The 20,330-nt window shown below is 73.2% G+C and carries 17 protein-coding genes and 2 pseudogenes; 12 read left to right on the forward strand and 7 right to left on the reverse strand.

Going from position 1 to position 20,330, the window contains the following annotated elements; translation table 11 throughout:
• Positions 1 to 12 precede the first annotated feature (12 nt).
• Complete coding sequence (locus tag ACFYZZ_RS04840) at positions 13 to 1,575, reverse strand: bifunctional phosphatase PAP2/diacylglycerol kinase family protein (protein ID WP_389171564.1); 1,563 nt, start codon at positions 1,573 to 1,575, stop codon at positions 13 to 15.
• 72 nt (positions 1,576 to 1,647) lie between these two features.
• Here ACFYZZ_RS04840 and ACFYZZ_RS04845 point away from each other — a divergent pair, with 72 nt between their 5' ends.
• The 3 genes from ACFYZZ_RS04845 (at position 1,648) to ACFYZZ_RS04855 (ending at position 4,843) form a co-directional block, all read left to right on the forward strand.
• Complete coding sequence (locus tag ACFYZZ_RS04845; RefSeq protein WP_389171567.1) at positions 1,648 to 2,304, forward strand: histidine phosphatase family protein; 657 nt, start codon at positions 1,648 to 1,650, stop codon at positions 2,302 to 2,304.
• Between the two features lie 505 nt (positions 2,305 to 2,809).
• Positions 2,810 to 4,429 (forward strand): ABC-F family ATP-binding cassette domain-containing protein, encoded by a 1,620-nt coding sequence (locus ACFYZZ_RS04850; RefSeq protein WP_389171569.1) that lies wholly within the window; start codon positions 2,810 to 2,812, stop codon positions 4,427 to 4,429.
• A gap of 126 nt (positions 4,430 to 4,555) precedes the next feature.
• Positions 4,556 to 4,843: a DUF6158 family protein gene (locus ACFYZZ_RS04855; protein ID WP_386576053.1), complete on the forward strand. Its 288-nt coding sequence runs from the start codon at positions 4,556 to 4,558 to the stop codon at positions 4,841 to 4,843.
• Between the two features lie 74 nt (positions 4,844 to 4,917).
• Here ACFYZZ_RS04855 and ACFYZZ_RS04860 read toward each other — a convergent pair whose 3' ends face one another.
• Complete coding sequence (locus ACFYZZ_RS04860; RefSeq protein ID WP_389171573.1) at positions 4,918 to 5,292, reverse strand: DUF2795 domain-containing protein; 375 nt, start codon at positions 5,290 to 5,292, stop codon at positions 4,918 to 4,920.
• A 227-nt stretch (positions 5,293 to 5,519) separates the two neighbouring features.
• Here ACFYZZ_RS04860 and ACFYZZ_RS04865 point away from each other — a divergent pair, with 227 nt between their 5' ends.
• The 3 genes from ACFYZZ_RS04865 to ACFYZZ_RS04875 all read left to right on the forward strand — a co-directional run bounded on the left by ACFYZZ_RS04865 (position 5,520) and on the right by ACFYZZ_RS04875 (position 8,874).
• Positions 5,520 to 6,353 (forward strand): hypothetical protein, encoded by an 834-nt coding sequence (locus ACFYZZ_RS04865; RefSeq protein ID WP_389171575.1) that lies wholly within the window; start codon positions 5,520 to 5,522, stop codon positions 6,351 to 6,353.
• A gap of 197 nt (positions 6,354 to 6,550) precedes the next feature.
• Positions 6,551 to 7,807 (forward strand): aminotransferase class I/II-fold pyridoxal phosphate-dependent enzyme, encoded by a 1,257-nt coding sequence (locus ACFYZZ_RS04870; RefSeq protein ID WP_389171578.1) that lies wholly within the window; start codon positions 6,551 to 6,553, stop codon positions 7,805 to 7,807.
• Entirely contained in the window at positions 7,804 to 8,874 is a 1,071-nt protein-coding gene (locus ACFYZZ_RS04875) for an MBL fold metallo-hydrolase (RefSeq protein WP_389171581.1), read from the forward strand. The genes ACFYZZ_RS04870 and ACFYZZ_RS04875 overlap by 4 nt, the downstream gene beginning before the upstream one ends.
• Before the next feature lie 28 nt (positions 8,875 to 8,902).
• On the opposite strand, the gene ACFYZZ_RS04880 is transcribed toward ACFYZZ_RS04875, so the two are convergent.
• Both ACFYZZ_RS04880 and ACFYZZ_RS04885 read right to left on the reverse strand, forming a co-directional pair.
• Positions 8,903 to 9,517 carry a DedA family protein gene (locus tag ACFYZZ_RS04880; protein WP_389171582.1) on the reverse strand — a complete coding sequence of 205 codons (615 nt, stop codon included), beginning with the start codon at positions 9,515 to 9,517 and terminating at the stop codon, positions 8,903 to 8,905.
• Between the two features lie 14 nt (positions 9,518 to 9,531).
• Entirely contained in the window at positions 9,532 to 10,305 is a 774-nt protein-coding gene (locus ACFYZZ_RS04885) for an MBL fold metallo-hydrolase (protein WP_389171585.1), read from the reverse strand.
• A gap of 85 nt (positions 10,306 to 10,390) precedes the next feature.
• Between ACFYZZ_RS04885 and ACFYZZ_RS04890 the strand changes: the two genes are divergently transcribed.
• The 6 genes from ACFYZZ_RS04890 to dnaK all read left to right on the forward strand — a co-directional run bounded on the left by ACFYZZ_RS04890 (position 10,391) and on the right by dnaK (position 18,444).
• Positions 10,391 to 10,822, forward strand: coding sequence for a hypothetical protein (locus ACFYZZ_RS04890; RefSeq protein ID WP_097259061.1), 432 nt, complete (start codon positions 10,391 to 10,393; stop codon positions 10,820 to 10,822).
• A 107-nt stretch (positions 10,823 to 10,929) separates the two neighbouring features.
• The gene (locus ACFYZZ_RS04895) at positions 10,930 to 13,008 is read left to right on the forward strand and encodes a phage holin family protein (RefSeq protein WP_389171586.1); all 2,079 of its coding nucleotides are present in this window, start codon (positions 10,930 to 10,932) and stop codon (positions 13,006 to 13,008) included.
• 79 nt (positions 13,009 to 13,087) lie between these two features.
• Positions 13,088 to 14,149 (forward strand): ATP-binding protein, encoded by a 1,062-nt coding sequence (locus ACFYZZ_RS04900; RefSeq protein WP_389171588.1) that lies wholly within the window; start codon positions 13,088 to 13,090, stop codon positions 14,147 to 14,149.
• Positions 14,146 to 15,948, forward strand: a complete 1,803-nt coding sequence (locus tag ACFYZZ_RS04905) for a hypothetical protein (RefSeq protein WP_389171591.1) — start codon at positions 14,146 to 14,148, stop codon at positions 15,946 to 15,948. The genes ACFYZZ_RS04900 and ACFYZZ_RS04905 overlap by 4 nt, the downstream gene beginning before the upstream one ends.
• A 65-nt stretch (positions 15,949 to 16,013) precedes the next feature.
• Entirely contained in the window at positions 16,014 to 16,439 is a 426-nt protein-coding gene (locus tag ACFYZZ_RS04910; protein WP_389171594.1) for an OsmC family protein, read from the forward strand.
• A 139-nt stretch (positions 16,440 to 16,578) separates the two neighbouring features.
• Positions 16,579 to 18,444, forward strand: a complete 1,866-nt coding sequence (dnaK, locus tag ACFYZZ_RS04915) for a molecular chaperone DnaK (protein WP_389171597.1) — start codon at positions 16,579 to 16,581, stop codon at positions 18,442 to 18,444.
• Between the two features lie 9 nt (positions 18,445 to 18,453).
• Here the strand turns inward: dnaK and ACFYZZ_RS04920 are convergent.
• From ACFYZZ_RS04920 to ACFYZZ_RS04930, 3 genes and pseudogenes are all read right to left on the reverse strand, one after another.
• Positions 18,454 to 18,694: pseudogene (locus ACFYZZ_RS04920) on the reverse strand (respiratory nitrate reductase subunit gamma); the annotation flags it as partial.
• 56 nt (positions 18,695 to 18,750) lie between these two features.
• The gene (gene narJ / locus ACFYZZ_RS04925) at positions 18,751 to 19,245 is read right to left on the reverse strand and encodes a nitrate reductase molybdenum cofactor assembly chaperone (protein WP_389171599.1); all 495 of its coding nucleotides are present in this window, start codon (positions 19,243 to 19,245) and stop codon (positions 18,751 to 18,753) included.
• Between the two features lie 130 nt (positions 19,246 to 19,375).
• Positions 19,376 to 20,230 (reverse strand): annotated as a pseudogene (locus ACFYZZ_RS04930) (molybdopterin-dependent oxidoreductase); the annotation flags it as partial.
• Positions 20,231 to 20,330 lie beyond the last annotated feature (100 nt).

Below are 20,330 nucleotides of genomic sequence, written 5' to 3' on the forward strand. Positions count from 1 at the left end.
GAGCTTCTGTCGCTACGCCTCACCGTATGTCTGCATGCCGAATAGTGAGAACTGTGTATCGAGATATGGACTGACTGAGTGTCGGAGTCCGTGCAGTGGGCGGTACACCGTGAGCGCCCCGGGGAGCTTCTCCAGCGTCACTTCGCCTGCCACCTCGGTGACTTCGCCGTCGTGGGCGAAGAGCGTGCCGGGCGCCACACCCGCGATGTGCAGACGGCTCACCTGGACCGCCGCATGGGCGGGGGAACGGGTCAGCGGGCCGGCCAGCGCCGCCGCCAGCAGACGCAGTGCGGGGCGGCGGCCGCCGTGCACCACCCGCACGTCGAGCTGCCCGTCGGCCAGATCGACGCGGCGGCCGGGGGCGAGGCCCATCCGGTGGTAGGTGCCGTTCCCGGCGAACAGCAGCCACAACGGGCGTACCTGGCCACGGAATTCGGCCTCCATCGGATGCCCGTGCGCGCGCAGCACGCGCAGTGCCGCGAGTACGCCGGCCGGCCAGCCGCCGATCCGGCCTGACCAGTGCTCCCGCTCCCGCACCAGCTCCGGATACACGCCCAGACTGCACGTGTTGAGGAAGATGCCGCGCCTGTCGCCGCAGGTGAACCGGCCGACGTCCACGCGTACCGCCTCGCCCCGCCGGACCGCTCGCGCGAGGCCGCGGACGTCCTCCACACCGAGGTCGTAGGCGAAGTGGTTCAGGGTGCCGCCGGGCAGCACCGCGAGCGGCAGGCCGTGGCGCAGGGCGACCTCGGCGGCCGCGTTCACCGTCCCGTCCCCGCCGCACACGCCGAGCACCCGCGCACGCGCCGCCGCCTTCTCCAACTCGACCGAGACATCCTCCGGTTCGCACTCGACGACCTCGGTGCGCGGCAGGCCGAGGCGCAGGGTGCGCACACGGTCCGCGGTGCCCGAGCCGGCGTTGGCCACGACGACCAGCCCCGCCCCGTCCGGCAGCGCCGGGACCTCGGCGCGGGGCCGGGCCGGCGGCACGACCTGGGCGCGGGTCGGCACCAGGCCCCGTACGGCGAACGCGGCACCCGCGCCCAGAACGGCGCCCACGAGCACGTCGCTCGGGAAGTGGACGCCGGTATAGACGCGGGAGAGCGCGACGGACCAGGCGACGGGAGCCACCGCCGCGCCCCATGCGGGTGACTCCAGGGCGACGCCGGTCGCGAACGCGGCCGCCGACGCGGAGTGACCGGACGGGAACGACGTGGTGATCGGCTGCCGCTTCAGGTGCCGGACCAGCGGGACCGGATCCAGGGCGGGCCGGGGGCGGCGCACCGAGCGCTTGCCGAGTGTGTTGATGACCAGCGAGGCAAGGCTCAGCGACGCCAGCCCGCGGGCGGCCGCCCGGCGGGCCCGCGGCGTACGGCTCGCCGCCATCGCGGCCGCCGTCGCGAACCACAGCACGCCGTGGTTCGCGCTCCGGCTCAGCCGCGGCAGCACGGGCTCGGCGAACGGCCAGTGCCGGCCCGCCGCGAACTCGAACAGCCGGCTGTCGAGCGCGAGCAGCCGGTGGCGCAGGGGGTGGGGGCCGGGCTCGGCAACCGTGAGATCGACGTCTGGGCTCATAAGGTGCCGGGTACCCTGAACCGGACGTTTCCTGACCGGTGGGCGATGATCGACACCCGGAGGGCCCCTGCCATGCGCCTGTTGCTCATCCGCCACGGCCAGACCCCGTCCAACCTGGACCGTCTGCTGGACACCGCCGTACCCGGCCCGGGCCTGACCCCGCTCGGCGAGGCGCAGGCCGCCGCCCTGCCCGCAGCGCTCGCGGACGAGGACATCGAGGCCCTCTACGCCTCCACCCTGATCCGCACCCGGCTCACGGCCGCCCCGCTGGCCGCAGCCCGCGGCCTGGAGGTGATCGTCCGCGACGGCATCCGCGAGATCTCCGCCGGCGACCTGGAGATGGTGCCCGGCGACTCCCCGGAGGGCGAGCGCTACATGCGCACGGTGTTCGCGTGGGCGGCCGGAGACACCACGCTCAGGATCCCCGGCGGGGAGAACGGCGAGGAGGTCCTGGCCCGGTACGACGCAGTCATCGCCGAGGCCGCCGCGAGCGGCGCCGCGAGCGTCGCGATGATCAGCCACGGCGCCGCCATCCGCATGTGGACCGCGGCCCGCGCCGACAACGTCGACGTGGCCTTCGCCGCCGCCCGCCCGCTGGAGAACACCGGCGTGGTGATCCTGGAGGGCTCCCCGTCCGACGGCTTCAAGGCCCTGTCCTGGGCCGGCGCCACGGTCGAACCGACGGGCGAGGGCGGCCCGGCCGGGGCACCTGTGGGGGCTACGGGCTGAGGGGGCTGGGGCCGTCGGAGTGTGCCGGGGCGAGGGGCTGGTGCTGTCGGTGTGCGGCGGACTGACGGGGGCAGGGGCCGCTGGAGTGTGCTGGGACGAGGGGCTGATGCTGTCGGAATGCGGCGGGGTGAGGGGGCTGGTGCCGTTGGAGCGCGTCGGGACGAGACGAGGGGGCTGGCGCCGGCGGAGTGCGTGGGGCTGAGGGGGTAGGGGCCGCTGGAGCGAGTCGGGACGAGGGGCCGGCGCCGTCGGGGGTGCGGCGGGCTGACGGGCCAGGGGCCCTCGGAGTGTGTCGGGACGAGGGGCTGGCGCCGTTGGAGCGCGTCGGGACGAGGGGGCAGGGGTCGTCGGAGCGCCCATGGATGAGGGCCTGGCGCCGGCGGAGTGCGGCGGGCTGACGGGGCTGGTGCCGTCGGGGTGTGCCGGTGCGATGAGGCAGGCGCTCTCGGAGTGCGTCGTATAAGCGTTTGCCCCAGGTCGGTGGCGCCCCACAGAATGCCTCCTCATGGGACATCTGGAAGCCGCGCACCTCGAGTACCACCTCCCCGACGGGAGGACGCTGCTCGGCGATGTCTCGTTCCGGGTCGGCGAAGGCGCCGCCGTCGCCCTGGTCGGCCCGAACGGCGCGGGAAAGACCACCCTCCTCCGGCTGATCTCCGGCGAACTGAAACCGCACGGAGGCACGGTCACCGTCAGCGGCGGCCTCGGCGTGATGCGCCAGTTCGTGGGCTCCGTACGGGACGAGACGACCGTCCGCGACCTGCTCGTCTCCGTCGCCACGCCCCGCATCCGTGCGGCGGCCGAGGCCGTGGACCGGGCCGAGCACGCCCTCATGACCGTCGACGACGAGGCCGCCCAGCTGCAGTACGCGCAGGCCCTCGCCGACTGGGCCGAGGCACGCGGCTACGAGGCCGAGACCCTGTGGGACATGTGCACCACCGCAGCCCTCGGCATGCCGTACGAGCGGGCCCAGTGGCGGCAGGTGCGCACCCTCTCCGGCGGCGAGCAGAAGCGTCTCGTCCTGGAGGCGCTGCTGCGCGGCACCGACGAGGTCCTGTTGCTCGACGAGCCGGACAACTACCTGGACGTGCCCGGCAAGCGCTGGCTGGAACAGCAGCTGAAGGAGACCCGCAAGACGGTCCTGTTCGTCTCCCACGACCGCGAACTCCTTGCCCGCGCCGCCGAGAAGATCGTCTCCGTGGAGCCCGGCCCGGCCGGCGCCGACGCCTGGGTGCACGGCGGCGGCTTCGCCACCTACCACGAGGCCCGCCGCGAACGCTTCGCCCGCTTCGAGGAGTTGCGCCGCCGCTGGGACGAGAAGCACGCCCAGCTGAAGAAGCTGGTGCTGAACCTCCGCCAGGCCGCCGCCGTGAGCCACGAGATGTCCTCCCGGTACCAGGCCGCGCAGACCCGCCTGCGCAAGTTCGAGGAGGCCGGCCCGCCGCCCGAGCCGCCGCGCGAGCAGGACATCACCATGCGGCTGAAGGGCGGCCGTACCGGCGTGCGGGCCGTCACCTGCGAGCAGCTGGCACTGACCGGCCTGATGAACCCCTTCGACCTGGAGGTCTTCTACGGCGAACGGGTCGCCGTGCTCGGCTCCAACGGCTCGGGCAAGTCGCACTTCCTCAGGCTGCTCGCCGGCGACGAGGTCGCGCACACGGGGAAGTGGAAGCTCGGCGCGCGGGTCGTCCCCGGCCACTTCGCCCAGACCCACGCCCACCCCGAGCTTGAGGGCCGCACCCTGCTCGACATCCTGTGGAAGGAACACGCGCAGGACCGGGGCGCGGCCATGTCCAGGCTCCGCCGCTACGAACTGACCGGCCAGGCCGAGCAGCCCTTCGACCGGCTCTCGGGCGGCCAGCAGGCCCGCTTCCAGATCCTCCTGCTGGAACTCCAGGGAGTCACCGCGCTGCTGCTGGACGAGCCGACCGACAACCTCGACCTGGAGTCCGCCGAGGCTCTCCAGGAGGGTCTGGAGGCCTTCGAGGGCACGGTCCTCGCGGTCACCCACGACCGCTGGTTCGCCCGCTCCTTCGACCGCTTCCTGGTCTTCGGCACCGACGGCCGCGTCCGCGAGACCCCGGAGCCCGTCTGGGACGAACGCCGGGTGGAACGGGCCCGCTAGCCCGGCGGCTCCGCCGGAGGGCCCGGGGAGCCGGATGTTCGTACAGTGGACTCAGGAATGCGAGCTCCAGGGCTCCCTCCCGGAAACGCTCGGGGGCAGTGCGTGCCGGGCGGGTAACCGAACCGGATGAACGAACACGACGAGCGGGGTGCCACCATGACCGGAGTCGACCCCAGCCGACTGGACGACCAGCAGCTCATGAAGGAGCTGGAGACGATCCACCGCACGCGCCACGACACCCTCCTGTACGGATCGAACGACGCGCTGCGGGCCCACAACGAGCGCATGGCGCAGCTCGAGGGCGAGTACCTGCGCCGCAACCCGCGCCGCCTCGTCAGCTCGGGCCGCACCCGCGAGGGCGCACGGGAGCGCGGCTGCGGCGAGGCGGTGACTCCGGGCACGTCCGGCACCTGAGGAGCTCCCAGGTGCCGCCCGCGTTCGGCCTCACCTGCTCTTCCCGGTGCGCTCACCGCCCCGGTCCCGGCTCGTCAGACGCCCACCAGCGCCTCGGCCAGCTGCTGCACGTTGGCGTACCGCCGCGAGCGCGGCAGCCCGGCCACCGCGTCGATCAGCGCGCCCGGTGCGTTGCCCCGGCGCAGCGCCCGGGCCAGCTCGTGGGCGTCGGCGGGGAAGGCGTGCCGGTTCAGGTTCCGGGCCAGCGCCAGCCGTACCCGCTCCAGCGACGCAGGGGATCCAAGACCGCCCACCGGCCCGCTCCAGACCTCCGGGTCGTCGTCGGCGGTCGGCTCCGGATCGGCCCATTCCTCGGTGCGTGTCGGGTGCCCTGACCTGAGCAGCTCCTGCAGCTCGTGTTTCATCTCGTCGTCCCGATGGACGCTCAGTCGGTCACTGCCTCGCTGCATGACTTCCTCCAGAGGGTTGAAGGCCAGCACCTACCGAGTCACCTGCGTGGGGGGCGGAAAACCTGTGCGGAGCCGTTCGGCGGCCGCTTGTCCCGGGGTCACCCGTTAGGCCGTTCGCGTCCCGCGAATGGGGCCCGGCCGCGCGCGCCGCGGCGCCGGGCGGGCTGTGATGGCAGCGAGGGCACGACCGCCGTGTCCCGCCCCCGCACCGCCGAGGAGCCCGCCCCATGCGCCGCACCGCCCGTGCCCTGTCCGCCGCCGTCCTGGCCGGGGCCGCGCTCGTCATTGCGGGACCCGCCGCGTCCGCGGCCCCCGCGGACGGGGCGAGCCCCGGCACCGTCCAGCCCGGCACCACCCCCACCACGTCCGTGCCCTGCGACGCCCTCACCGGACTGGCACCGGACACCCCCGACGCCACGCTGCCGCCCTTGATGGACGGCAGCGGCGCGCAGTGTGACGAGGGGCAGGGCCAGGAGCTGGGGCAGGGAGAGACACCGGGGCTGGTCCAGGGGCAGCGGAAGGAGCCGGGGACGGGGCAGGAGACGGAGGGGCAGGGAGAGCGGCAGGAGTCGGGGGCCGGGCAGGAGTCGGGGTCGGGGCAGTGGCAGGAGCCCGGGGCGGCGGAGGAGACGACGGGGCAGGGGTGGGAGCAAGGGCAGGGACAGGGCCAAAGCCATAGCCAGGGGCAGGGCCAGGGCCAGGGCCAGGGGCAGGGGCAGGGGCAGGGGCAGGGACAGCGGCCGGGGCAGGAGCAGGGGCGGGAGTGCGAGGACGGTTCGCGCACCTGTTCCGGCGGACACGACTGCCGCGAGGACCGCGACGGCGGCGACAACGGTTACGACGGCGACAACGGCGACGGCGGCTACCACGACGGTGGCGGCTACAACGACGACAACGGCGACTGCGACCAGGCGACGGGACAAGGCGGGGTCGCGGCCGGGACGGGCGGCAGCTTCAACGACTCGGTACCGGCGCTGGTCGCCGGTGGTGTGTTGATCGCCGGCGCCTGCGGAGGCGCCGTCTACCGCCTGTCCGGCCGCAGGAGGCCCGTGGACGGCTGACGTGGGCCGGGCCGGGCCGGTGCCAGGTTCGAGCCGTGCCGTGCCGGAGGACAATTGCGGCGTACGGCCATGGCGGGCCGTCCGCCGGGTACACATCCCGAGGGCACCGACAGCAGGCACCGTACGCACCATCCACGCAGCCGGCACCACAGGACCAGGCCCGGGAGCAGGCCCAGGAAGAGGCACAGGAGGCGGACATGCGGCGGACGGACCCGGAGGGCCACGGGCCGGTCCGTTACGGGCCGCCACTACCCGGCGACGGCCTGCCCGTCCTGCCGGAACTCTCCGCCGTCCTGGCCGCCGCGGCGGGCCGCGCCGAGGCCCAGCCGGTCGGCGGCGCCCCCGCCCTGCTGGAGGCGGCCTGCGGCTACTGGACCCGGCGCGGACTGCCCTGCGTCCCCGACCGGGTGGCCGCAGGCCCCGGCGCCCCCGCGCTGCTGCTCGCGCTGACCGCCGCGCTCGCCGGTGACACCGGTGACGTGCTCGTGCCCCGCCCGTGCGCCGCCTGGTGGGCGCCCTACGCCCGCCTGCTCGGCAGACCCGTCTTCCACGTGCCGACCCCGGCCGAGGGCGGTGGCGTGCCCGACCCGTACGCCCTGCTGGAGACCGTCCGCAGGGTCCGTACCGAAGGCGGGGATCCCCGGCTGCTGGTGCTGTCCGTCGCCGACGACCCCACCGCGACCGTGACCCCGCCCGAACTGCTGCACGAGACCGTCGAGGCGGCGGCCGCCGAGGGCCTGCACCTGGTCAGCGACGAGACCTGGCGCGACACCGTGCACGACCCGCACGAGACGGTCCTGCTCAGCCCCGCCGAGATGGTGCCCGACGGGGTCACCGTCGTCACCGACCTGGCCGGCGCCCTGCTGCCGCCCGGCTGGCCCGCGGCCGTCGCCCGCTTCCCCTCGGGAGAGGCGGGGGAGCACCTCCACGCGCGCGTGCTCGACATCCTCACCGCGCTCGGCGCCCGGATCGCCGCACCGGTCGCCGCGGCCGCCGGGTACGCCCTCGACGAACCCGCACCCGTCACCGAGCGCCGCGAGGCCGCCGTACGCCTGCACGCACGCGTGGCGGCCGCCGCCCACGGCGCGGTCGTCGCGGCCGGTGCGCTCGCCCGGCCGCCGCGGGCCGGCCGCCATCTGTACGTCGACCTCGGCCCGTTGCGCGAGGTGCTCGCCGAGCAGGGCGTCGGCGACGCCCAGGAACTGGAGGACTTCCTCACCGTCCGGCTCGGCATGCCCGCGCCCGGCGGCCACCGCTTCGGCGACGACCTCGGGGCGCTGCGCGTGCGGCTCGCCACGGGGTCCCTGCTGGGCGGCACGGACGAGGAACGCACGGAATGCCTCATGTCACCCTCACCGTTGGAACTGCCACACGTGCAACGCGCGTTGATCTCCCTGAGGTCGGCCTTCGACGATCTCGGCGACGACGCTCAGCGACGGGAGCCTCCTCGATGACGCAGCAGACGCATGAGCCCGGTTCCGCCACCACAACGACGACGACCAGTGGAGAAGCCGGTGCGCCCGTGGCCCCGGCCCCCCTCGCGCCCCCGTTCCCGCCGCTGGCCGAGCCCCGCCCGCTGGGCGAACACCGGGTGTGGCCGCGGACCTTCCACGACCGGCTCACCGCGCCCCTGCCCGGCCTCAAGGCCCTCGCCCGCTTCGCCCGCGAGGGCTCCGTACGCCCCGGCCCCGAGAGCCTCGCCGACATCCCCCGGCTCCCTTACGCGCCCGCCCCGTTGCCCCGCACGGGCACCCGTACGCCCGCCGTCACCTGGGCGGGACACGCCAGTTGGATCGTCCGGATCGGCGGGCTGACCGTCCTCACCGACCCCGTGTGGTCCCGCCGCATCCTCGGCACCCCGGCCCGTATCACCCCCGTCGGCGTCCCGTGGGAGGACCTGCCGCACGTCGACGCGGTGGTCATCAGCCACAACCACTTCGACCACCTCGACGCCCCCACCCTGCGCCGACTCCCGCGCAGCACACCGGTGTTCGTGCCCGCCGGCCTCGGCCGCTGGTTCCAGCGGCGCCGGTTCACCCGCGTCACCGAGCTGGACTGGTGGGAGGGCGCCGAACTGTCGGGCGTCCGCTTCGACTTCGTGCCCGCCCACCACTGGTCCAAGCGCACCCTCACCGACACCTGCCACAGCCTCTGGGGCGGCTGGGTGCTCACCGACCGCGACGGACAGCGGCTCTACTTCGCCGGCGACACCGGCTACGGTCACTGGTTCTCCCGCATCGGCCGCCGCTACCCCGGAATCGACCTCGCCCTCATGCCCATCGGCGCCTACGCCCCCCGCTGGTGGCTCAGCGACGTCCACTGCGACCCGGAGGAGGCGGTCCAGGCCACTGTGGACCTGGGCGCGCGGCGTATGGCGCCCATGCACTGGGGCACGTTCATCCTGTCTGCGGAGCCGGTCCTGGAACCGCTGACGCGAGTACAGACGGCGTGGGAGAAGGCAGGTCTGGACCGGGAAGACCTGTGGGACATGCCGGTAGGCGGCTCACGAGTGCTGGAGTGAACTCCCCAGGGAACGCGGGGCTGTGTCGCTATCGAGAAACGCGCCGCACCACACTCGGAACCGCGCTGATGACCAGCGTCAGCCCCACCGCAGCCACAACCCCCTGCCACGGCTCCGGAAACAACGAACCCCCCAGAATTCCGATCACCTGATACGTCAACGCCCAAGCCAGACAAGCAGGAAGATTCCCCCGACTGAACCGCCGCAAGGGCCAGTCGGCGACGAGACAAGCCAACATCACCGGCAACCGCCCAGCAGGCACCAGCCGGGACAGCACCAGCACAGCCACCCCATGCTCGGCCAACTTCGTCTGCGCCTGCTCGAGCCGCTCCTCCGGCGCCCGAGCACGAATCGCCTCCAGCCACCGCGACCCGTTCCGCGACCGCATCCCCCGCCGCCCCAGCCAGTACAGCGTCGCGTCCCCGAGAAAGGCCGCCAGCGAGGCCGTGACGAACACCAGCGCCAGCGCGAACGGCGCCGTCTGATGAAACGCCACCACCGCGGCCGAACTGACCAGCGCCCCCGTGGGCACCACCGGAACCAACGCCCCGATCAGCACCAGCAGGAACAGCGACGGATACCCGATCGCCTGCTGTGTGGACTCCGGAGGCGGCACGGACGTGGAAGCAGCGGCCAGCACCACCGCGGCCGGCCATCTCACCGCGCGACCTCCAGGCGCACGCTCTCCCCGTGCCCGAGCTTGTGCACGGCCACCTGCGGCGCGGCCGCGGCCGCCAGGCGTACGAACTCGTCGCCCGGAGCGTGGAACTCGTGCGGGCGCACCGCGTCCATGCCGATCGGCCAGTACGTCCCGTAGTGCACCGGCACCGCGACCCGGGGTGCCAGCCGGGCCAGCGCCCGCGCCGCCCGCCCCGCGTCCAGGTGCCCCTCGCCGAGGTACGGCCCCCAGCCGCCCACCGGCAGCAGGGCCACGTCCACCGGCCCGACCTGCTCCGCCATGCCGTCGAACAGCCCGGTGTCCCCGGCGAAGTAGGTCCGCGCCTCGCCCTCGACGACGTATCCCAGCGCCGGGGAGCGGTGCGGGCCGACCGGCAGCCGGCGCCCGTCGTGCCGTGCGGGCACCGCGCGGACCACGAGGTCCCCGACCCGGACGGCGTCCCCCGGGGCCACCTCGGTGATCTGCAGCTGGCGAAGCCGGCGCAGCCCGGGGACCGCACGTGGTGCGCCCCGGGGCACGAGCAGGCGCGTGCCCGGGGCGAGGGCGGCCAGCGAGGGCAGGTGCAGATGGTCGGCGTGCAGATGGGAGACGAGCGCCACGTCCCCGCGACGGGCCTCGGCAGGGGGTACCGCGCCGCGGCGGCGACGCAGATGCGCGAGCCTGCCCGCGAACAGGGGATCGGTGAGCACCCGTGTGTTCGAATCCAGGAGCGCACAGGTGGCATGACCCCACCAGGTGATCTCCACCGGCACCTTCTTCGCCTCCTTCGCGCGACTCCCCCGAAGCCTACGGGCAGGAGTAGGGTCGGCGGCGAAACCCGGAGGTGAGGGGGACGCCATGGGACAGCTGCGGGGTGCCTCCGGCGGGCTCGCACAGGTGCGGGTCACCGCCATCGCGAGCCTGACGCCTCTGGAGGAACTGGAGGCCGACCCCTTCCTGGTCGACTCCCGCAGCCAGCACGCCATGTGCGCCCGCTGGGCGGCGGAGCGCGGCTATGTGGTCGTGCGGGAACTTCTCGTCGGCGGGCTGCGTTTCGACCATTGCGCACTGTGGGACGGCGTCCGGCCCGGCGTGGACGTGTTCGTCGCACCCAGCCGGCGCGTGCTGGAGCGCGCGCTGTCCTCGGTGGAGGAGTTCACCGCCGAGTGCGCGCGGCGCGGGGTGCGGGTGGAGACAGTGGGGCGGGCCGAGCCCTCGTACGACGCGCAGATGAAGGCGCGGGTGCACCGCAGGCTGTCCATGCCGACAGCGGGCTACGACGGGCGGTGAGGGCCCGGCGACCCGCCCGTCCGGGCTCCGTCCCGTGTGACAAGCCCGTGTGACAAGGTGGAGTGAGGCCCGGTGATCGAGCGGGCGGGACGCGAGGTGTACGGGGCGTGCGGGGCGTACGGTGGCGGCGGATCGCCAGTCAGGTCGGGCGCAGCGTCACGGTGTGGGCGGTCTCCACACTCACCATGCTCGTGCTCGCCGGCCTCCTGCCCGACTTCAGGCTCCAGTCCGCCGACGGCGACAGCGCCACCCGGATAGCCGTCACCGCCGCGTTGGGCGCCGGGGCCTTCGGTGTGCTCTCGGCCGTGGTGTGGCCGCTCCTGGTTCGGCTGCTGCTGCTCGTGCCCGCGTTCGTCCTCGGCCTGCTGGTCTTCTTCCTCAACGGCTCCCTGCTGCTGCTCGCCCTGCGCATCAACCCCTCCGGGCGGGGCGAGGTCGCCCCGGAGACCGCCGTCATCGTGGCCGCCGTCATGTCCGCCGTCGCCTCGGCCACCGGCGCTGCCCTCGCCGTACGCGACGACGACGCCTACCGTCGCCGTCTGTTGCGCCTGGCCGACCGCCGACGCAGAGCCGGTCCACCGTGCGCGGCCACGCCCGGCCTGGTCTGCGTCCAGCTCGACGGCGTGGGCCACGAGGTGCTCACCCACGCCGTCCGCAAGGGACTCATGCCGACCGTCGGCCGCTGGCTGTCGACGGACGACGGTGCACAGCCGACCCACCGGCTCGCCCCCTGGCGCACCGACTGGTCCAGCCAGACCGGCGCCAGCCAGCTCGGCATCCTGCACGGCAGCACCTTCGACGTGCCGGCCTTCCGCTGGTACGAGAAGGACCGGGGCGAGGTGATGGTGTGCAACCGCCCGACCAGCGCCGTCGAACTCCAACGCCGCGCCACAGCGCACACGGGCGACGGCGGACTGCTCACCGTCGACGGCGCCAGCCGCGGCAACCTGTTCGGCGGCGGCGCCGCCGAACAGGCCCTCGTGCTGTCCATCGCCACCCGCCGCCGCGGCCGGGACAACCGCTCCCGCGCCGGCTACTTCGCCTACTTCTCCGACCCCGCCAACGCGGTGCGCACGGCCCTGTCCTTCGTCGCCGAGGTCGCCCGCGAGATCGGCCAGTCCACCCGGGCGCGGATCCGTAAGCAGCGGCCACGGGTGAGCCGCGGCGGCCTCTACCCCTTCGTGCGCGCCTTCGCCACCGTCGTCGAACGGGACGTCGTGGTCACCGCCGTGATGGGCGATCTGCTCGCCGGTCGCACCGCCGTCTACGCCGACCTCGTCGCCTACGACGAGGTCGCCCACCACTCCGGACCGTGCAGCCGGGACGCCGAGAAGGTCCTGCAGCGCCTCGACCGGTCCCTCGCGCTCATCGAGAAGGCCGCGGAACACGCCCCGCGCCCCTACCGGATCGTCGTCCTGTCCGACCACGGCCAGAGCCCCGGCGAGACCTTCCGCGCCCGCTACGGCCTCACCCTCGCCGACCTGGTCCGCGCCGGCTGCGGACTGCCCGTACCGCGCCGGGCCGAACGAACCCGCAGCGGTGCCGAGGCCCGCACCGCCGTCCGCGCGGCCCTGCACCGGCCCGTGGAGGAGAAGGGCGAGCGGCACCGGCCCACCCGGAACTCCGAGCCGATCGTGCTGGCCTCCGGCAACCTCGGCCTGGTCTCCTTCCCGGACGTGCCGCACCGCATGACCAAGGAGGAGATCGAGGCCCGCCACCCCGCCCTGCTCACCACCCTCGCCAACCACCCCGGCATCGGCTTCCTGCTGGTGCGCAGCGAGGAACACGACGGCGTGGTGCTCGGCCCCCACGGCACCGAGATCCCGCTGGCCGAGCTGGACCACGAGCCCGGCCCGCTCGCCCGGTTCGGCCCCGGCGCCGCCGACGCCGTCCGCCGCACCCACTCCTTCCCGCACACCGCCGACATCATGGTCAACTCCTTCCACGACCCCGCCGACGGCGAGGTCCTCGCCTTCGAGGAGCAGATCGGCTCCCACGGCGGCCTCGGCGGCGCCCAGTCCCACCCCTTCCTGCTCTCCCCGCTCACCCTGTCCGCGCCGGTCGCGGAGGGAGCAGAGCTGACCGGCGCCGAGCACATGCACCGCGTCCTGCGCCGCTGGCTGCGCGAGGCGAACGGCCCCCAGGTGCCGATCAGCACGGAGGCCGAGGAGGAGCGGGCCGCCTGAAAATCGGCTGCGTGCGCGGGGACGTACACCCACACTGTTCGAGTCGCACATCCTCGAACATCCCCAAGGAGCCCTTGTTTTGCAGGCTGCCGTCACGGTCACCCCTGCCCGTCTCCCCGAGCTGCTGCTCGGCCTCGCCACCGTCCGGCCCGTCTTCGTCTGGGGCGCCCCCGGCATCGGAAAGTCCTCCCTGGTGCGGGAGTTCGCCGCCTCGCTGGGCCTGGAATGCGTGAGCCTGCTCGGCACCCAGCTCGCCCCCGAGGACCTGATCGGCGTGCCCCAGATCCGCGACGGGCGCTCGGTGTTCTGCCCGCCGGAGACCATCGCCCGCGACGAGCCGTACTGCCTGTTCCTGGACGAGCTGAACGCGGCCACCCCGGACGTGCAGAAGGCCTTCTACTCGCTGATCCTCGACCGCCGCATCGGCAGCTACGAGCTGCCCGAGGGGTCCATCGTCATCGGCGCCGGCAACCGCGCCACCGACAACGCCCTCGCCCGGCCCATCGCCTCCGCCCTGGTCAACCGGCTCGCCCACGTCCACCTGGAGGCCTCCCCGAAGGACTGGCTCGCCTGGGCCGCGGGCCACGGCATCCACCCGTGGATCCTGGACCACCTCACCGACCGGCCCGACCACCTGTGGTCCAGGCCGCCGAAGACCGAGGAGCCGTTCTCCACGCCCCGCTCCTGGCACATGCTCTCCGACGCCCTGCACTCCTTCGGACCCGACCTCGACGAAGCCACCCTGAGCGTCCTCGCGCACGGCACCCTCACCCCGGCGCACGCCACCGCCTTCTGCGGCTACGTCAAGATCGTCCGCAGCCGGTTCGGTATCGAGGCGATCCTCAAGGGCGACGCCCGCTGGCCGCACCGCCTGGAGGACCGCGACCTGCTGTACTACCTCGCCGAGTCCTTCCGCGGCCGCCTGGTCAAGGAACTGCCGGTCACCAAGGAGCACATGTCGGCGAACGGCCGGCAGACCGCCTACCGTGCCAAGTCCCTGCTGGTGCAGCTCGCGGAGATCTCCGTCGAGGTCGCGCAGAGCGTCATCGCCTCCGACGCCGACGGCAACCCCGTCCTGCCCGCCTGGTTCCTCATCGAGGCCGCCCGGGACATGCCCCGGCTGGTCGAGGCCCGGCGATGAGCGGCCGGGGCGCGAAGAACAAGAAGAAGCCGGACCCCGCCGCCGAGGACTGCGCCAAGGGCGTCCAGCTGGTGTGGGCCAACCCGGCGCTCGCCGCCATCGAGGCCGACATGTGCCGCCGCGAGGACTGCCCCGCCTCGCCCCGCCAGGGCCTGGTCCGCATCGACTCCAGCGGCCGCGTCCACCTGCACCCCACCCGCCGGGCCGAGCCCGCCGAGTGGGCCTGGGCCATCGCCCACGGCCTGATCCACCTCGGCTTCGGACACGTACCCGCCGCCAAGGGCGAACGCGTGCAGCCGGACCGCTACGACCTCGCCGCGCGCTGCGCCGTCGTCAACCGCTTCCTGCTCACCTTCCCCGTCGGCCGCACCCCCGACGACCTGCCCGCGTCCTACCCCGACGGCGACGAGGAACAGATCGCCGCCCGCTGGCGCCGCGACGAGCACATCCCGGCCGTGTACGAGCACTGCGGCACGGCCGGCACCGAACCCGACCAGCTGCTCGTGCCCTGGACCGGCTACCTGCAAAAGCCACCCGACTGGCAGCTCGCCTTCGCCCACGGCCTCACCCGCACCATGGCCACCGCCATGGACCTGGCCGGCGGCCGCCGCGACGCCATGACCGGCGGCCCCACCCGGCTGCGCCCCTGGGAGCGGGCCCTGAGCTGGTTCGTCTCCAGTTACCCACTCCTCGGCGGCATCGCGGCCGGCATCAAGTTGGTCGCCGACGCCGAACTCGCCCGCGCCCACGGCATCGCCGTCGCCGCCGTCAACGCCGAGGCCGGCGAGATCTACGTCAACCCGCTGCGCACCTTCGAGGACGAGGAATGGCGGTTCATCCTCGCCCACGAGATGCTGCACGCCGCCCTGCGCCACGGCGACCGCTGCGGCACCCGCGACCCCTATCTGTTCAACGTCGCCTGCGACTACGTCATCAACGGCTGGCTCACCGAGATGCAGGTCGGCACCATGCCCGACGGGCTGCTGTACGACCCGCAGCTGGCGGGCCTGTCCGCCGAGGAGGTCTACGACCGCATCGCCGGCGACCTGCGCCGCATGCGCCGCCTCGCCACCCTGCGCGGCAAGGGCCTCGGCGACGTCCTCGGTGCCCCGCTCGTCCCGCCCGGCGCCCCCGTGGACCTGGACGAGTTCTACCGCCGCGGCCTGGTCCGGGGCCTGGACCTGCACCAGGGGCAGCAGCGCGGCTTCCTGCCCGGCGGGCTGGTCGAGGAGATCCGCGCGCTCAGCCACCCGCCGCTGCCCTGGGACGCCCGACTGGCCCGCTGGTTCGACGAGTTCGTGCCGAGCCCGCAGGCCGTACGCTCCTACGCCCGCCCCTCGCGCCGCCAGTCCGCCACCCCCGACATCCCGCGCGCGGGCCGCCATTTCCCGCCGGAGGAGATCGCCCGCTGCACCTTCGGCGTCGTCCTCGACACCTCCGGCTCGATGGACCGCACCCTGCTCGGCAAGGCTCTCGGCGCCATCGCCTCCTACGCCGAGGCACGCGACGTACCGGCCGCCCGCGTGGTGTTCTGCGACGCCGCCCCGCACGACGCGGGCTATGTGCCGGTCACCGAGATCGCCGGCCGGGTACGGGTGCACGGGCGCGGCGGCACCGTTCTGCAGCCCGGCATCGACCTGCTGCACCGCGCACCGGACTTCCCGCCGGGCGCGCCGGTGCTGGTCATCACCGACGGCTGGTGCGACGTGCTGCGGGTGCGGCGCGAGCACGCCTATCTGATCCCGCAGGGTGGTCGCCTTCCGTTCACCCCGCGTGGCCCGGTCTTCAGGGTGCAGTGAGCCCGGATGTGATCGGATGGGAGGCGCAGGACTTGGACACGGGACCACATGCGAAAGGAACCACCGTGGCTACCACGCGCACCGCACACACGGTCTGGGAAGGCAACCTGGTCGAGGGCACCGGCGTCGTCACCTTCGACTCCTCCGGCATCGGCCAGCAGCCGGTGTCCTGGCCGTCGCGTGCCGAGAAGGCGAACGGCAAGACCAGCCCAGAGGAGCTGATCGCCGCCGCCCACTCCAGCTGCTTCTCGATGGCCCTCTCGCACGGCCTCACCGGCGCGGGCACCCCGCCCACCCGCCTGGAGACCAAGGCCGACGTCACCTTCCAGCCCGGCGAGGGCATCACCGGCATCCACCTCACCGTCCGCGGCGAGGTGCCGGGCCTGGACGCGGAGGCCTTCGCCTCGGCGGCCGAGGACGCCAAGAAGAACTGCCCGGTCAGCCAGGCCCTGACCGGCACCACCATCACCCTGACGGCCGAGCTGGCCTGACCGTCGTACGACCGCCACGGTGCCGCGCTCCCGCACAGGGGCGCGGCATCGCCGTTTCCGGGTATTCGTACATTGACAGCGCCGTACGCGCGTTTTGTGCTGGAAGGGCGCAAGGCGCCCTGACGGAAGGGGACGGACCATGGCACGTGCGGTCGGGATCGATCTCGGGACGACGAACTCGGTGGTGGCCGTCCTGGAGGGCGGCGAGCCCACCGTCGTCACCAACGCGGAGGGCGCCCGGACCACCCCCTCCGTGGTGGCGTTCGCGAAGAACGGCGAGGTACTGGTCGGTGAGGTCGCCAAACGACAGGCCGTGACGAACGTGGAGCGCACGGCCCGCTCGGTGAAGCGGCACATGGGCGATGCCGGCTGGCGCTTCCCCGAGCAGGGCACGGTGGACGGCGCCCGGCTGCGTGCGCAGGAACTGTCGGCGCGGGTGCTGCAGAAGCTGAAGCGGGACGCGGAGGCCTACCTCGGCGAGGACGTCACGGACGCGGTGATCACCGTGCCCGCGTACTTCGACGACGCCCAGCGGCAGGCGACCAAGGAAGCGGGGGAGATCGCCGGTCTGAAGGTGCTCAGGATCATCAACGAGCCCACGGCCGCCGCCCTCGCCTACGGCCTGGACCGCGGCGAGGAGCAGACCGTCCTCGTCTTCGACCTGGGCGGCGGCACCTTCGACGTGTCCCTGCTGGAGATCGGCGACGGCGTCATCGAGGTGAAGGCCACCAACGGTGACACCCACCTCGGCGGCGACGACTGGGACCAGCGGGTCGTCGACCACCTGGTCAAGCGGTTCAAGGGGCAGCAGGGCATCGACCTCGGCAACGACAAGATGGCGGTGCAGCGGCTGCGCGAAGCCGCCGAGAAGGCCAAGATCGAGCTGTCCTCGTCCTCGGAGACCTCGATCAACCTGCCCTACATCACCGCCTCCGCCGAGGGCCCGCTGCACCTGGAGGAGAAGCTGACCCGCGCCCAGTTCCAGGAGCTGACCGCGGACCTGCTGGACCGCTGCACGACCCCCTTCCACCAGGCGGTCAAGGACGCGGGCGTGAAGCTCTCCGCCATCGACCACGTCATCCTCGTCGGCGGCTCGACCCGGATGCCCGCGGTCACCGAACTGGTCAAGCAGCTGACCGGCAAGGACCCGCACAAGGGCGTCAACCCCGACGAGGTGGTGGCGGTCGGCGCCACCCTCCAGGCGGGAGTGCTCCGCGGCGACGTCAAGGACGTCCTCCTCCTGGACGTCACCCCGCTGTCCCTGGGCATCGAGACCAAGGGCGGCATCATGACCAAGCTGATCGAGCGGAACACCACGATCCCGACCCGCCGTTCGGAGATCTTCACCACCGCCACCGATAACCAGCCCTCGGTCGGCATCCAGGTCTACCAGGGCGAACGCGAGATCGCCGCCTACAACAAGAAGCTCGGCGTCTTCGACCTCACCGGCCTGCCGCCCGCCCCGCGCGGTGTCCCGCAGATCGAGGTGGCCTTCGACATCGACGCCAACGGCATCATGCACGTCTCCGCGAAGGACCTCGCGACCGGACGGGAACAGAAGATGACCGTCACCGGCGGATCCGCCCTGCCCAAGGACGACATCGACCGCATGATGCGGGAGGCCGAGCAGTACGCGGAGGAGGACCGGCAGCGCAAGGAGGCCGCCGAGACCCGCAACCAGGCCGAGCAACTCGTCTACCAGACCGAGAAGTTCATCCGCGACAACGAGGACCGCGTGCCCGCCGACACCCGCACCGAGGTCGAGGCGGCGGCCACCGAGCTGAAGACCCTGCTGGAGCAGAACGCCGACACCGCCGCCCTGCGCGCGGGAGTCGAGAAGCTCGCCACGGTCAGCCAGAAGATGGGGCAGGCCATGTACAGCCAGGCCCAGCCCTCGGCCTCCGGCGCCCCGGCCGGGGAACAGAGCGCGCCGCCGGAAGAGGAGGGAGTGGTGGACGCGGAGATCGTCGACGAGGACCGGGACCAGAAGGGCGGCGCAGCTTGACCGCCCGGCCTAACCGCCCAGCCGCTCCCAGCCCCGCCGCTCCGGCCGCGGCCCGAGCTGCCTCGGATCCCGTGTCCGGTAGACGACGTACGGCCGGAACAGGTGCTGCACCGGCACGCCCTCCATCAGGCGGGTCTTCGGCTGGAGCGTGAACAGGCTGCGCGCCCAGGGGGCGATCGTCTCGCGGTAGTCGTAGCCGTCGCCGGAGGTGTGCGAGCTTGGCGACCATGCCCAGGACGATCGTCCCGAGGCCGGCGACCAGCAGGGCGAAGGCGGTGTAGGGCAGGGCGCCCCACAGGAGCGTGGTCAGGAGCGCACTCCGGTGTGTGCGGTCGGCAGCGCGGCGCACACGGCGTCCAGGACGGCCGCGTACGGTGTGCCGTGGTCGGTCAGCCGGGACCGCAGCTGTTCCAGGGCGTCACGGTGTCCGGTCAGCAGATCGGTGTCGCCGGTGCGGGCGGTGAACTCCAGCACCGCCGGCAGGAAGTCCGGCAGCTCTTCGCCGCTGAACTCCAGTCCGTGCTGCCGGTAGACGTCCTTGAAGCGGACCAGGGACATGCCCCGCCGCCGGGTGTCGCCGTCCCGCCACCAGCTCAGGTACAGGCTGTGCCGGTTTTCGAAGTCGAAGACCTGCACATAGTGCGCGGCCAGCTCTTGCGGCTCGCTGACGGCCGCGTGGTCGGTGAACGCGCGCAGCTGCGGGGCGGCTTCGCGCAGCAGTGGCAGCCGGGCGAAGAAGTCGTCGTCCGGGTAGGTCAGGCAGAGCGCCGCAGCCTGGTACAGCACCGCGTCCGAGGGCATCAGGGCCTCCTAGGCGTCGTCCGCGTGGTCGGAGGTCTGCCGCCCCCGCAGCGGATGGAAGGTCTCGACGGACACCAGCGGCAGCCGTCTGCGGCCGGAGTCCTGACCGAAGGGGCCGTCGCCGCCCATGGCCGCGGTAGCGGGCCTCCGCCATCCAGTGCGCGTCCGCGGTCCGCGTCACCGGCACGTTCGAGCCCCACATCATCAGATAGGCGGCGTCCCACCAGTCGCCCGACTCCGGCACGTCCGTCTGGTCGCCGAAGACCTGCGGGGACGCCACCGGAAGGTCCGCGTACCAGTCGTAGAACGACAGCATCGACGCGCCGATCAGCGAGTGGTAGCGGGCGCCGGCCGCGTGCGACACCATCGACATCGCCGGGATCGGCGAGAACCCGGCGATGCGGTCGGGGCCGTACGTCTTGATGGTGTGCACCTGGGCGGCCGCGACGATCTCCACGGCCTCGTCCCAACTCGCCCGCACCAGACCGCCCTTGCCGCGCGCCCGCTGGTAGCGGCCGCGCCGCTCGGGGTCGCTCTGCAGGTCCGCCCACGCCAGCACCGGGTCGCCGAGCCGCTGCTTCGCCTCCCGGTACAGCTCCAGCAGCACGCCCCGGACGTACGGGTAGCGCACCCGGGTGGGGGAGTAGGTGTACCAGGAGAACGCGGCACCGCGCGGGCAGCCGCGCGGCTCGTACTCGGGGCGGTCCGGGCCCACCGACGGGTAGTCCGTCTCCTGGGTCTCCCAGGTGATGATCCCGTCCTTGACGTACACCTTCCACCGGCAGGAACCGGTGCAGTTCACCCCCTGCGTGGAGTGCACCACCCTGTCGTGGCTCCACCGGTCCCGGTAGCAGGCGTCCGCCTCCCGGCCGCCGGTGAGCGTCACGCTGTGCAGGTCGGGCGCGGGCGTGCCCGGCCGGAAGAACCGCCCGGCGCTCAGCAGTGCCGCGCCGGGCTCCCCCGGTGGTGTCCGCGTGTCCGTCACGTACGCTCCCTAGCTCACCCCATGGTTCAGAACCTAGGGGCGGGCAGGGACACCCACCTGTTCAGACCGCCGTACGGGTCACCCGGCACGGGCGGTCACC

This window comes from Streptomyces sp. NPDC001816 (assembly GCF_042892235.1).
Taxonomy (GTDB): domain Bacteria; phylum Actinomycetota; class Actinomycetes; order Streptomycetales; family Streptomycetaceae; genus Streptomyces.